This is a genomic window from Staphylococcus sp. 17KM0847, from assembly GCF_013463155.1.
Lineage (GTDB): Bacteria > Bacillota > Bacilli > Staphylococcales > Staphylococcaceae > Staphylococcus.
Genome location: NZ_CP040781.1, coordinates 571,960 through 584,974 on the forward strand (window position 1 = coordinate 571,960; position 13,015 = coordinate 584,974).

The window sequence follows — 13,015 nt, forward strand, 5'->3', positions numbered from 1 at the left end:
ACATTTGTAGTATTAGGAGGTTAAAAAAGTGTCAAAATTAAAGTCTTTGCTTCTAGCGTTTGGAACGCTCTTTTTACTTGCGGGCTGTTCTGATGTAGAAGTCTTAAACCCGAAAGGGCCGATGGCAAGCGATCTAAGATTTTTAATTATTTATTCAATCATCTTTATGGTTGCCATTATTGTTGTTGTACTTGTTCTGTTCGCTATTTTCACTTGGAAATATCGCTATACGAAAACAACAGAATCAGGAAAAGTACACCATAACGCTATTCTGGAAACAGTGTGGTTCATCATTCCTGTATTTATCTTAATTGCATTAATGATTCCAACTGTAAAAACGCTCTATGATTTTGAGGAGCCACCAAAAGCTGAGGATGATCCTATTGTGATTTATGCAGTAAGTGGTGGTTATAAGTGGTTCTTCGCTTATCCTGAAGAAAAAATCGAAACAGTTAACCACTTAACAATTCCTATGAAACGTCCGATTACATTCAAACTACAAGCTATGGATGCAATGACAAGTTTCTGGATTCCTCAACTTGGCGGTCAAAAATATGCGATGACTGCTATGACGATGGAGTGGACATTACAAGCTGACGAAGAGGGTACATATCGTGGACGTAACTCTAACTTTAACGGTGAAGGGTTCTCACGCCATACTTTCCAAGTTAATGCTGTAAGTCAAAGTGAGTACGATGCATGGGTGAAAAAAGCGCAATCTAAGAAAGTACTTGACCAAGATACTTTCGATAAACAACTATTACCTATCACGGAAAACAAAGAATTAACTTTCAGTGGTACGCATATGGCATTCGTTGATCCGGCTGCTGATCCGGAATATATCTTCCATGCCTATAAACGCTATAACTTTGTTCAGAAGGATATGAACTTCCATAAAGATCCAGCAGAGGGCGTTTTAAGCGAACCAAATAAACCAGCACGTAAAGTGACGGTTACAAATGAAAACTATGCACGACATGGTATGAAGCCTGCTATCTTGAAGAACAATGAAAAATATAACAATGAATTCAAGAAAGAAGAGGAACATACAATGGACGAAATGGAATCAATGCATGAAGGTGCCAAAAATGCTGAGGCACACAAAGATCATAAAAGTGGAGGTGGACATTAATGTTGAACTTTCCATGGGATGAGCTTATCGTACAAGGTAACTGGATGATTACCTTAGCTCAAATCAGTGCACCGTTCTTAGTAATTGGTGTCATTGCTGCAATTACGTACTTTAAGCTTTGGGGATATTTATACAAGGAATGGTTCATGTCAGTCGACCACAAAAAGATTGGTTTAATGTACTTAATCTGTGCTGTGTTAATGTTTGTACGTGGTGGTATTGACGCAATTCTATTACGTATTCAATTAACAGTTCCAGACAACCCATTCTTAGAGTCAAATCACTATAACGAAATCTTCACAACGCACGGTGTTATCATGATTATTTTCATGGCAATGCCACTTGTAATTGGTTTAATGAATATCATTATCCCATTACAAATTGGTGCACGTGATGTTGCGTTCCCATTACTTAACAACGTTAGTTTCTGGCTATTCGTAGCAGGTATGTTACTATTCAACCTTTCATTTATTATTGGTGGATCACCTGCTGCAGGTTGGACAAACTATGCACCATTAGCAGGTGAGTTTAGTCCAGGACCGGGTGTTAACTATTATCTTATCGCAATTCAAATTTCAGGTATTGGTACCTTAGCGACTGGTATTAACTTCTTTGTTACAATCATGCGCTTAAAATCACCAAGTATGACATTTATGCAAATGCCAATGTTTGTTGTAACAACATTCATTACAATGTTAATTATCTTATTAGCATTCCCAGTATTAACTGTGGCACTTGCAATGATGACTACTGATAGAATTTTCGACACTGCATTCTTCACAGTAGCCAATGGCGGTATGCCAATGCTTTGGGCAAACTTCTTCTGGGTATGGGGGCACCCTGAGGTATACATTCTTGTCTTACCAGCATTCGGTATTTACTCTGAAATTATTCCAACATTTGCTCGTAAACGTTTGTTCGGCCATCAAAGCATGGTATGGGCAACTGGTGGTATCGCATTTTTAAGTTTCTTAGTTTGGGTTCACCATTTCTTTACAATGGGTAATGGTGCATTAGTTAACTCATTCTTCTCAATTAGTACAGCGCTCATCTCTGTACCAACTGGTGTAAAAATCTTTAACTGGTTATTTACACTACACAAAGGACGTATTACGTTTGAATCACCAATGTTATTCTCACTAGCATTTATTCCGAACTTTATTATCGGTGGGGTAACAGGGGTTATGCTTTCAATGGCATCTGCAGACTATCAATACCATAACTCTTATTTCTTAGTGGCACACTTCCACTATACAATTGTTGCTGGTGTGGTATTCGCATGTTTTGCAGCTATGATTTTCTGGTATCCAAAAGCAATGGGATACAAGTTGTTTGAAAAACCAAATAAATGGTTCTTCTGGCTCTTTATGATTGGTTTCAATGTGACTTTCTTACCTCAATTCATCTTAGGTCTTGATGGTATGCCACGTCGTCTATACACATATATGCCAGAAGATGGTTGGTTCTTATTAAATGTTATTTCAACAATTGGTGCAGCTATTATGTCTATCGCATTCTTAATCTTTGTTGGTAACATTGTTTACAGTCACATCAAGGCACCTCGTGAAGCGACTGGCGATAACTGGGGTGGCTTAGGTCGAGGCTTAGAGTGGTCAACAGCATCAGCAATTCCACCTAAGTATAACTTTGCCATTACACCAGATTGGGATGACATTGATACATTTGTTGAAATGAAACAACATGGTAGACACTATTTAGACAACCATAATTACAGTGATATTCATATGCCAAACGATACACATATCGGTTTCTGGATGGGGGTATTCTTCTTCATTGGTGGTTTCTTCTTAGTATTCGAAACACTTCTTCCAGCCATTTTATCATTGGTCGGTATCTGTGGATTAATGATTTGGAGAAGTTTCCAAGAAGATCACGGTTACTATATCCCTGCTAGCGAAGTTGCTGAAAATGAAGCACGTTTAAGAAAAGCACGTCAGGAAGAAAGGGAGGCTATGAATCATGAGTAATAAATCAGTAACTACCATTGATTCACGTACGCATGAAGGAAATTTAAATAAGCTTGGTTTCTGGATCTTCCTTACAGCTGAATTTGCACTTTTTGGTACGCTTTTCGCAACACTATTAACACTGCAACATGGTGGTGGCTATGGTGGCATGATGACAACAGAGTTGTTTGAGTTACCACTTGTGTTGATTATGACATTCTTATTATTAGCCAGCTCATATACGTGTGGTATTGCGATTTACTATATGCGTCAAGAAAAGAAAAACTTATTGTTGATTTGGATGGCGATTACTGTGTTATTAGGTATCGGATTCGTTGGTTTTGAGATTTTCGAATTCGCACACTATGCACATGAGGGTGCCAACCCAACAATCGGCTCATACTGGTCAAGTTTCTTCATCTTACTTGGCACACACGGTTTACACGTATCATTAGGTATTGTGTGGATTACAGGCTTATTGATCCAAGTTGCGAAACGTGGATTGAACAAATATAATGCACCGAAGTTATTTATTTCAAGTTTATACTGGCACTTCTTAGATGTTGTCTGGGTCTTCATCTTCACTGCCGTATATATGATAGGGATGGTGTATAGCGGATGAGTACTTTAGTAAAACATACAATAGGCTTTATCGCCTCAATTATATTGACATTACTTGCAGTTTTCGTAACTCTTTATACATCGTTGGCGTTAAATGCTAAAATTACAATTATTTTTGGTTTTGCATTTATTCAAGCCTTTTTACAACTTCTTATGTTCATGCACTTAACTGAAGGTAAGGATGGGCGTTTACAACTTGCAAAAGTTATTTTTGCCATCATTATTACACTTGTTACAGTTATTGGAACATATTGGGTTATGCAAGGTGCACACGGCTCTCATATTTAATGAGAGGTTGTGTACGCTAACAAAAAAGCAATTGGGACACCTTTTAGGATCCCAATTGCTTTTTTTGTTAATATTTTTCTTTCTAAACAATTATTCTAAGCCACGACGCATTTTTTCAGCAATTAATGTATTATTCAAGACCATTGTGATTGTCATTGGTCCAACACCACCAGGTACAGGTGTAATCGCACCTGCAATTGTTTTAACATCATCGTATTCTACATCACCCTTTAACTTGCCATTTTCATCAGGTGTATTTCCAACATCGATAACAACAGCGCCTTCTTTTACATCATCTTTTGTGACCATACCTGGACGACCAACAGCACTAACGATGATATCTGCATTTTTTAAATGTTCATGGATGTTTTGACTGCGTGAATGTAAAACCGTAACTGTCGCGTTTTGCTGTGTGAGTAGCTTGGCAACAGGTTGTCCTACAATATGGCTACGTCCAATAACAACAGCATTTTTACCTTCTAAATCAATATCTGCATGTTTGAGTAATTCCATAACGCCAAGTGGTGTACAAGGAATAAGCTTTGCTTCATCTAAGTATAAACGCCCGATATTAATAGGATGAAATCCATCTACATCTTTATCTGGGTGGATAGCGTCTAGTACTTTTTGTTCGTCAACTTGCTTTGGCAGTGGTACTTGTACAAGAATACCACTTACGCTTTCATCATTATTTAAGCGATCAAGTTCTTTTAAAACATCTTCTTCTGATGTATTTTCATCTAAATGAATGACTTCTGAAATCATACCAATTTTTTCTGCTGCTTTTTTCTTGGAACGAACGTAACTTTGGCTTGCTCCGTCATTACCTACTAAAATCACAGAAAGTTTAGGTGTGAATCCTTTTTCTTTTAGCGCTTCAACCTCATCCTGTAATCCTTGACGATAGTCTTTCGCTATTTGTTTTCCATCTAAAATTTTTGCACTCATAACCAATATCCTCCTTTGAATAATTCGAACTTTATACGAATGCTCACCTTATTATAAAACGAAATGATGAACAAAACACGAAATATACAATAATTAATTTGATTAAAGTTCGATTTTTGCATTGAAAAAAGCATCTACTATTGTTATGCTATACCTGTAATATACAACTAATAGGATTAACATTTCAAATTTTTGAAAGGGTGTTCATATTGAAAGTAGCGGTCATAATGGGGAGTTCTTCGGATTGGGAGACGATGCGTGAAGCGTGCATGATGTTGGAAGCATTTAATATCCCATATGATACAAAAGTGGTTTCAGCACATCGTACACCACATATGATGGTTGATTTTGCCACGAAAGCACGTAGTAATGGTTATAGTGCCATTATTGCTGGTGCTGGAGGGGCGGCACATTTGCCGGGTATGGTTGCTTCTATGACGACTTTACCTGTAATCGGTGTTCCAATTGAATCTAAAAGTTTAAAAGGATTGGATTCATTATTGTCTATTGTACAAATGCCAGGAGGAATCCCTGTGGCAACAACAGCTATCGGTAGAGCTGGAGCTAAAAATGCAGGTATTCTAGTAGCCAGAATGATTGGAATGACGGATGAAACAGTTCAACAACAACTCGAACGATATGAAGCGTCATTAGTGGGGAAAGTTGAGGCGATGCAAGATGACCTTCAATAAATTAAAGCATGGTCAGACAATTGGTATTATTGGTGGTGGACAGCTTGGTAAAATGATGGCGCAATCGGCACAAAAGATGGGTTATCGTGTTGTCGTTTTAGATCCAGACAAATCATGTCCTTGTCAATATGTTGCACATGAATTTATTAATGCTGCATATGATGATATGACAGCACTAAAGCAGTTAGGTGATATGTCAGATGTTATCACATATGAATTTGAAAATATTGCCGCACAACAGCTAAAAAGTTTAACAGAAGATTACAATGTTCCACAAGGTTATGAAGCGATTGCATTATTGCAAGACCGTTTAACCGAAAAACAAACATTGCAACAAGCAGGTGTGCAAGTTGTGCCATTTATGCAAGTGACACAGCCTGATGATGTATTAGATGTTGCCGAAAAACTGGGTTATCCATTTATGATTAAAACGCGCTTTGGAGGTTATGACGGTAAAGGACAGATCCTTGTACATTCTGAAGACGACTTAGATGAAGCCAAAGCGCTCGTTGAACAACAGGAATGTGTAGCCGAACAATTTTTAATGCTTGAACGTGAAGTTTCGTTAACTGCTACGATTGGATCTGAGGGACGAGTTGCTTACTTTCCGTTACAAGAAAATGAACATCGAGACCAAATTTTATTTAAAACGATTGTACCAGCTCGTGTAGACAAAGAGTCTGAAGCAAGATTAGAAGTGGAAAAAATTACACGTGCCATCCATTTAGTTGGTACATTTACAGTTGAATTTTTTGTGGATCAGGTTGGTCAGCTTTATGTTAATGAAATTGCACCGAGACCACATAATTCTGGACATTATTCTATTGAAGCTTGTGATTATTCACAGTTTGATACACACATTTTAGCTGTGACTGGGCAAACTTTACCGAGTGAAATCCAATTACTAAAACCAGCTGTGATGATGAACTTACTTGGGAAAGATTTAGATTTATTGGAATCACAATTTGACCAACATCCTGAATGGCATGTTCACATTTATGGAAAGGCATCACGCAAACCGGCTCGTAAAATGGGACATATGACGCTATTGACAAATGATACGGATCAAACGGAACAAGAAATGATTGCATTATTTGAAGGGAGAGACCAATAAATGAGCCTTTTATATGAAGGAAAAGCAAAACGCATTTATGATACGGATGAGCAAGGCATTGTGAGAATCGAGTACAAAGATGAAGTGACTGCAGGAAATGGTGCCAAAAAAGACCAAATGGCTGGTAAAGGGCGTTTGAACAATCAGATTACATCACTCATTTTTGGATATCTTAAAAAAGAAGGTATACCGAGCCATTTTGTGCGTCAACTATCTGAAACAGAACAGCTGGTTAAAACGGTCGACATCATTCCGTTAGAAGTTGTTGTGCGTAATATTGCAGCAGGTTCTATTACGAAACGTCTCGGGTTTGAAAAAGGTCATACATTTGATACACCATTAGTAGAGTTTTTCTATAAAAATGATGACTTGAATGACCCATTAATTACAGAAGATCATATTAAGTTGTTACATATTGCTACGGATGTAGAAATTCAAGAACTGAAAGATAAAGCATTGCGTGTGAATGAGTCACTTGTAAAACTTATGGATGCAATGGGGTTAGAACTCGTCGACTTTAAAATAGAATTCGGAAAAGATGCAACAGGAGAGATTTTACTGGCTGATGAGATTTCTCCAGATACATGTCGTATTTGGGATAAGGCAACACAAGAAAATTTTGATAAAGATGTTTATCGTGAGGATACAGGATCATTAATTGAAGCATATCAAACATTCTTAACTAAATTGGAGGCACTTTAATCATGAAAACAATTGAACTACACATTACTTTACAACCGCAAGTCTTAGATACACAAGGTCAGGCTTTAACTCGAGCAGTACACGATTTAGGATACGAGCAAGTGAATGATATTCGTGTAGGTAAAGTATTATATATGACTGTTGATGAAGCGACAGATGAAGCTGTCCATAATGTTGTAACAACATTAAGTGAAAAGCTATTTGCAAACACAGTGATTGAAGAATACAGCTACCAAGTTTTGAATGAAAAGGAGAATGCATAACATGAAGTTTGCTGTTCTTAGATTTCCGGGATCTAATTGCGATAGAGATATGTTTAATGCAGCGATTAAGTCGGGAGTAGATGCAGAATATGTGGATTACCGTGAGACATCGTTAGTAGGATTTGATGGGGTATTAATTCCGGGTGGTTTTTCGTTCGGTGACTATTTGCGTTCAGGTGCAGTTGCAGCAGTGGCACCAATTATTAAAGAAGTTAAGAGATTAGCAGACGAAGGTAAACCAGTACTAGGTGTTTGTAACGGCTTTCAAATTTTAACAGAAATTGGTTTGCTCCCAGGTGCACTTTTACATAATGACTCTCACTTGTTTGTAAGTCGTAATGAAAAACTTAACATCGTAAATAATGATACACCATTTACACGTTTATATGCCAAAGGAGAAGAAGTTGTTTATCCTGTGGCGCATGGTGAAGGACATTATTATTGTACAGAAGAGATATATCATCAGTTAGTAGAAAACAATCAAATCATTTTGAAATATGTCGATAATCCTAATGGCTCATATGATGATATTGCCGGTATTGTTAATGAACAAGGTAATGTTTGCGGAATGATGCCACATCCTGAGCGTGCATTGGATGCAATTCTAGGGACTGATAGTGGTGTGAAGTTATTTGAATCTATGGTGAAAAGCTGGAGGGAACAAAATGCCTAAATTTTTAGAACCAACTGCCGAAGAGATAAAAACCGAAAAGTTATATCGTGATATGGGATTGAGTGATGCAGAGTTTGAAAAAGTGCAGGATATTTTAGGTAGAGTGCCGAATTTTACAGAAACAGGTATTTTCTCTGTTATGTGGAGTGAGCATTGTTCATATAAGCATTCAAAACCTTTTTTAAAACAATTCCCAACAACGGGCAAGCATGTTTTAATGGGGCCTGGTGAAGGTGCAGGTGTTGTAGATATTGGTGATAACCAAGCTGTTGTATTTAAAGTAGAATCACATAATCATCCATCTGCCATTGAACCTTATCAAGGTGCTGCAACAGGTGTTGGAGGTATTATTCGTGATATTGTATCTATCGGTGCGCGTCCAATTAATCTATTAAACAGTTTGCGCTTTGGTGAATTAACAGAAAAAACGAATCGCCGTTTATTGCGTGGTGTTGTAGCGGGTATCGGTGGTTACGGTAACTGTATCGGTATACCGACAACAGCAGGAGAAATTGAATTCGATGATCGTTATGATGGTAATCCACTCGTTAACGCTATGTGTGTAGGTGTCATTGACCACGATATGATTCAAAAAGGTCTTGCACAAGGTGTAGGCAACTCGGTGATTTATGTCGGACTTAAAACAGGACGTGACGGTATTCACGGCGCAACATTTGCATCAGAAGAATTAACTGAAGAAAGTGAAAGCAAACGCCCTTCTGTACAAATTGGTGATCCATTCGTTGGTAAAAAATTAATGGAAGCGACACTTGAGGCCATTACATATGAAGAACTTGTAGGTATTCAAGATATGGGGGCTGCTGGTTTGACGTCTTCATCTTCCGAAATGGCAGCTAAAGGTGGTAGTGGTATTCACTTACAACTTGAAAAAGTACCCGTACGAGAAGAGGGCATCTCTCCATATGAAATGATGTTATCAGAAACACAAGAACGTATGCTCCTTGTTGTGCGTAAAGGAACGGAGCAAAAGTTTTTAGATTTATTTGATAAGCATGAGCTGGACAGTGCTGTGATTGGTGAAGTTACAGATACAGATCGCTTTGTTTTAACGTATGAGAACGAAGTATTTGCGGATATTCCGGTCAAACCATTAGATCATGAAGCACCGGTATACGTATTAGAAGGCGAATCTTTACAACATGATCAACCTAAAAACAATTATGATGCGATTGATGTAGAAGATGTGTTCGATCGTCTGTTAACACATCCAACGATTGCATCAAAACAATATTTATATAGTCAATATGATCAACAGGTAGGCGCAAATACAATTGTCAAACCGGGACTCCAAGCTTCAGTTGTTCGTGTTGAAGGGACAAATAAAGCTGTGGCATCAACAATTGATGGTGAGGCACGTTATGTTTTCAATAACCCTTATGAAGGGGGCAAAATGGTTGTTGCTGAAGCATATCGCAATTTAATTGCAGTAGGTGCCAAGCCATTAGCAATGACAGACTGTCTGAACTACGGCTCTCCAGAGAAAAAACATATTTATCAACAATTGATTGACTCAACACGTGGTATGGCAGAAGCATGTGAGATTCTTGAGACGCCTGTTGTATCAGGAAATGTATCGCTTTATAACGAAACACGTACATCATCTATTTTTCCGACACCAGTTGTAGGTATGGTTGGATTAATTGAAGATATTGATTACTTACGTGATTTCTCACCATCAGCAGGAGATAAGCTTTATATTGTTGGTGAAACAACAAATAGCTTTGGTGGTAGTCAAATTGAGAAGTTGTTATATGATGAAGTGAATCATGAGCCTGAAGATGTCGATTTAACAGCAGAAGCACACAAAGGAGAAGCAATTCGCCAAGCGATTCGAGAAGGTGTGTTATCTCATGTACAAACTGTTGGTAAAGGAGGGCTTCTCATAACATTAGCACGTATGAGTGCTTTTTATGGTCTAGGTGCTGAGGCGCAAATCGATTTAACCAATGCACAGCTGTTTAGTGAAACACAAGGTCGCTATATTTTAGTTGTTAAAGAGGGTCAAACGTTAAATATCGATCACGCTGTTGAAATAGGTACATTTACAGCGACAGATAACTTTAAAGTTTCCGCAAAAAATATAACAATTGAACGTCGTACATCAGAGCTTAAACAAGCATGGGAAGGAGCAATTGAGGCATGTATGACATCCGTGGACTAAATGAAGAATGCGGTGTGTTTGGTATCTGGAATCATCCTCAAGCAGCATACTTAACGTATATGGCGTTGCATAGTTTGCAACATCGTGGACAAGAAGGAGCGGGTATCGTGTGCTCGAATGGTGAACAACTATTCGGTGCACGCGGTATGGGCTTATTAACAGAAGCGATTTCAGATGAACAATTGAAGTCTTTAGAAGGGTATCCTAATGCGATCGGTCATGTACGTTATGCGACGACAGGTGCAAGTGAAATATCAAATGTTCAACCCTTCTTATTCAAACATTCCAAAGGGGATCTTGGCCTTGCACATAATGGTAATTTAACGAATGCGCATCAAATTCGTCGTGCTATTGAATCAGAAGGTGGTATTTTTCAAACAACAAGTGATTCAGAAGTATTAGCGCATTTATTGATTAAAGGTAAGGCGAACAGTATTAAAGCCAATCAAAAAGCAGCATTGAATCAAGTGAAAGGTGCATTTAGTTGTGTCATTTTAAATGAACGTCAGTTAACAGCAACGAGAGATCATTGTGGTGTACGTCCGCTTATGTTGGGAAAAGTTGATGGTGCCTATTGTGTAGCAAGTGAAACATGTGCATTCACTGCTATTGGTGCAGAGTACATTCGTGATATTGAACCGGGTGAGCTTATTACATTTTCTGAAGATCATAAAGTTGATTATGATATGTACAGATCAGACGTTCACCAACATATGTGTGCAATGGAATATGTCTACTTTGCACGTCCAGATTCAGAATTTCATAAGCATTCCATATACAATGTGCGAAAAGCATTAGGTAGACAGTTGGCAAAAGAAATGGGAGTTGAAGCGGATATCGTTATTGGTGTGCCTGATTCATCTTTGCAGGCAGCTAAAGGTTTTTCAGAGCAAACGGGCATTCCCAATGAGCAAGGACTACTGAAAAATCGCTATATTGGACGAACGTTTATTACACCCGATCAAAGTGTACGTGAACGCCAAGTACGCATGAAACATTCACCGATACGCGATGTTATTGAAGGTAAACGTGTTGTAGTTATCGATGATTCTATTGTGCGTGGTACAACAAGTAAATATATTGTCAAAGCATTAAAGTCTGCTGGTGCACGTGAAGTTCATATGGGTATCTCTTCACCTCCGTTAAAAAACCCTTGCTATTATGGTATCGATGTTTCGACACATGCTGAATTAATGGCAGCACAATACAGTATTGATACTATCCGTGACATGATTGGTGCAGATACATTAACGTACTTATCTGTTGAAGGAATGCATGAGGTGTTTAGAGATTATGGTTCTAAAGGTGAGTGTGATGCATGCTTTACTGGGCATTATCCTATTGAAATTGTAGATCACCAATTACCAGAAGTTAAAGAAATGAAAAGAAGAGGAGTGTAATCAATGGCTGAGTCATATAAGCAAGCAGGTGTTGATATCGAAGCAGGTTATGAAGCAGTAAAACAAATGTCAAGTCACGTCGAACGTACGATGCGTAAAGAAGTACTCGGGGGTCTCGGTGGTTTCGGTGCGACATTCGATTTATCACAACTTAATATGAAAGCACCTGTACTCGTATCAGGTACAGATGGTGTAGGTACTAAGTTGAAATTAGCAATTGACCATAACAAACATGACACAATAGGTATTGATGCCGTTGCGATGTGTGTCAATGATATTCTAACAACAGGTGCTGAGCCATTATATTTCTTAGATTATATTGCAGCAAATAAGGTAGTCCCAGAAGTTATTGCACAAATTGTTAAAGGCATTAGTGATGGATGTGTTGAGACAAATACTGCATTAATCGGCGGTGAAACTGCTGAAATGGGAGAAATGTATCATGAGGGTGAATATGATGTTGCAGGGTTTGCAGTAGGTGCAGTTGAAAAAGAAGACTATGTAGATGGTTCAGATGTTCAAGTAGGAGATGTCATTATTGGTTTAGCATCAACAGGCATTCATTCCAATGGTTATAGTTTAGTAAGACGACTTATTGAACAATCTGACATCGATTTAAATGCAATGTTTGATGGTGATCAGACTTACCTTGATACTTTTTTAACACCGACAGCATTATATGTTAAGCCTGTTCTTGCAGTGAAAGAAGCAGTTAAAATTAAGGCAATGACCCACATTACAGGTGGTGGCTTTTACGAAAATATCCCACGTGCACTTCCAGAAGGTAAAACAGCAGTGATTCACTTGGATACTTTTCCAACACCAAAAGTTTTTGATTGGATACAAGAAACAGGGCATATTGCATTAAATGAAATGTATCATATCTTTAATATGGGGATTGGTTACACATTGGTTGTACGACCTGAAGATGAGGCACAAGTTCATGATATCTTAAAAACGGCGAATGTAGCAGCTTATACAATTGGTTCAATTGCTGAGGAATCAGAAGCTGTCCGCTTGGTGGAGGCGTAAA

The 13,015-nt window shown here is 38.2% G+C and carries 13 protein-coding genes; 12 read left to right on the top strand and 1 reads right to left on the bottom strand.

What is annotated here, in order from left to right:
* Positions 1 to 28 precede the first annotated feature (28 nt).
* Genes qoxA through qoxD form a run of 4 tightly spaced genes read left to right on the top strand, consistent with a single transcriptional unit; the run spans position 29 to position 4,008 of the window.
* Positions 29 to 1,132 (top strand): cytochrome aa3 quinol oxidase subunit II, encoded by a 1,104-nt coding sequence (qoxA, locus tag FGL66_RS02735; protein ID WP_180810086.1) that lies wholly within the window; start codon positions 29 to 31, stop codon positions 1,130 to 1,132.
* 2 nt (positions 1,133 to 1,134) lie between these two features.
* Positions 1,135 to 3,120: a cytochrome aa3 quinol oxidase subunit I gene (gene qoxB / locus FGL66_RS02740; RefSeq protein ID WP_180810457.1), complete on the top strand. Its 1,986-nt coding sequence runs from the start codon at positions 1,135 to 1,137 to the stop codon at positions 3,118 to 3,120.
* Complete coding sequence (qoxC, locus tag FGL66_RS02745) at positions 3,113 to 3,721, top strand: cytochrome aa3 quinol oxidase subunit III (protein WP_180810087.1); 609 nt, start codon at positions 3,113 to 3,115, stop codon at positions 3,719 to 3,721. The genes qoxB and qoxC overlap by 8 nt, the downstream gene beginning before the upstream one ends.
* Positions 3,718 to 4,008, top strand: coding sequence for a cytochrome aa3 quinol oxidase subunit IV (gene qoxD / locus FGL66_RS02750; RefSeq protein ID WP_180810088.1), 291 nt, complete (start codon positions 3,718 to 3,720; stop codon positions 4,006 to 4,008). Before qoxC ends, qoxD begins: the two co-directional genes overlap by 4 nt.
* Before the next feature lie 90 nt (positions 4,009 to 4,098).
* Here qoxD and folD read toward each other — a convergent pair whose 3' ends face one another.
* Complete coding sequence (gene folD, locus FGL66_RS02755) at positions 4,099 to 4,956, bottom strand: bifunctional methylenetetrahydrofolate dehydrogenase/methenyltetrahydrofolate cyclohydrolase FolD (RefSeq protein ID WP_180810089.1); 858 nt, start codon at positions 4,954 to 4,956, stop codon at positions 4,099 to 4,101.
* Positions 4,957 to 5,165: 209 nt separating this feature from the next.
* Here folD and purE point away from each other — a divergent pair, with 209 nt between their 5' ends.
* Genes purE through purM form a run of 8 tightly spaced genes read left to right on the top strand, consistent with a single transcriptional unit; the run spans position 5,166 to position 13,014 of the window.
* On the top strand, positions 5,166 to 5,648 hold the full coding sequence (purE, locus tag FGL66_RS02760) for a 5-(carboxyamino)imidazole ribonucleotide mutase (RefSeq protein ID WP_180810090.1): 483 nt from the start codon (positions 5,166 to 5,168) through the stop codon (positions 5,646 to 5,648).
* Positions 5,635 to 6,762 carry a 5-(carboxyamino)imidazole ribonucleotide synthase gene (gene purK / locus FGL66_RS02765; protein WP_180810091.1) on the top strand — a complete coding sequence of 376 codons (1,128 nt, stop codon included), beginning with the start codon at positions 5,635 to 5,637 and terminating at the stop codon, positions 6,760 to 6,762. The genes purE and purK overlap by 14 nt, the downstream gene beginning before the upstream one ends.
* Entirely contained in the window at positions 6,763 to 7,464 is a 702-nt protein-coding gene (purC, locus tag FGL66_RS02770; protein WP_180810092.1) for a phosphoribosylaminoimidazolesuccinocarboxamide synthase, read from the top strand.
* A 2-nt stretch (positions 7,465 to 7,466) separates the two neighbouring features.
* The gene (gene purS / locus FGL66_RS02775; protein WP_180810093.1) at positions 7,467 to 7,727 is read left to right on the top strand and encodes a phosphoribosylformylglycinamidine synthase subunit PurS; all 261 of its coding nucleotides are present in this window, start codon (positions 7,467 to 7,469) and stop codon (positions 7,725 to 7,727) included.
* A 1-nt stretch (position 7,728) separates the two neighbouring features.
* The gene (purQ, locus tag FGL66_RS02780; protein ID WP_180810094.1) at positions 7,729 to 8,400 is read left to right on the top strand and encodes a phosphoribosylformylglycinamidine synthase I; all 672 of its coding nucleotides are present in this window, start codon (positions 7,729 to 7,731) and stop codon (positions 8,398 to 8,400) included.
* Positions 8,393 to 10,582, top strand: coding sequence for a phosphoribosylformylglycinamidine synthase subunit PurL (purL, locus tag FGL66_RS02785; RefSeq protein ID WP_180810095.1), 2,190 nt, complete (start codon positions 8,393 to 8,395; stop codon positions 10,580 to 10,582). The genes purQ and purL overlap by 8 nt, the downstream gene beginning before the upstream one ends.
* The gene (gene purF, locus FGL66_RS02790; RefSeq protein WP_180810096.1) at positions 10,561 to 11,982 is read left to right on the top strand and encodes an amidophosphoribosyltransferase; all 1,422 of its coding nucleotides are present in this window, start codon (positions 10,561 to 10,563) and stop codon (positions 11,980 to 11,982) included. The genes purL and purF overlap by 22 nt, the downstream gene beginning before the upstream one ends.
* 3 nt (positions 11,983 to 11,985) lie before the next feature.
* Complete coding sequence (gene purM / locus FGL66_RS02795) at positions 11,986 to 13,014, top strand: phosphoribosylformylglycinamidine cyclo-ligase (RefSeq protein ID WP_180810097.1); 1,029 nt, start codon at positions 11,986 to 11,988, stop codon at positions 13,012 to 13,014.
* Position 13,015 lies beyond the last annotated feature (1 nt).

Bases quoted from the DNA above. Each gene is read 5' to 3' on its own strand.
- qoxC (WP_180810087.1), top strand. From the start codon at position 3,113: ATGAGTAATAAATCAGTAACTACCATTGATTCACGTACGCATGAAGGA.
- qoxD (WP_180810088.1), top strand. From the start codon at position 3,718: ATGAGTACTTTAGTAAAACATACAATAGGCTTTATCGCCTCAATTATA.
- folD (WP_180810089.1), bottom strand. From the start codon at position 4,956: ATGAGTGCAAAAATTTTAGATGGAAAACAAATAGCGAAAGACTATCGT.
- purK (WP_180810091.1), top strand. From the start codon at position 5,635: ATGACCTTCAATAAATTAAAGCATGGTCAGACAATTGGTATTATTGGT.
- purC (WP_180810092.1), top strand. From the start codon at position 6,763: ATGAGCCTTTTATATGAAGGAAAAGCAAAACGCATTTATGATACGGAT.
- purS (WP_180810093.1), top strand. From the start codon at position 7,467: ATGAAAACAATTGAACTACACATTACTTTACAACCGCAAGTCTTAGAT.
- purQ (WP_180810094.1), top strand. From the start codon at position 7,729: ATGAAGTTTGCTGTTCTTAGATTTCCGGGATCTAATTGCGATAGAGAT.
- purL (WP_180810095.1), top strand. From the start codon at position 8,393: ATGCCTAAATTTTTAGAACCAACTGCCGAAGAGATAAAAACCGAAAAG.
- purF (WP_180810096.1), top strand. From the start codon at position 10,561: ATGTATGACATCCGTGGACTAAATGAAGAATGCGGTGTGTTTGGTATC.
- purM (WP_180810097.1), top strand. From the start codon at position 11,986: ATGGCTGAGTCATATAAGCAAGCAGGTGTTGATATCGAAGCAGGTTAT.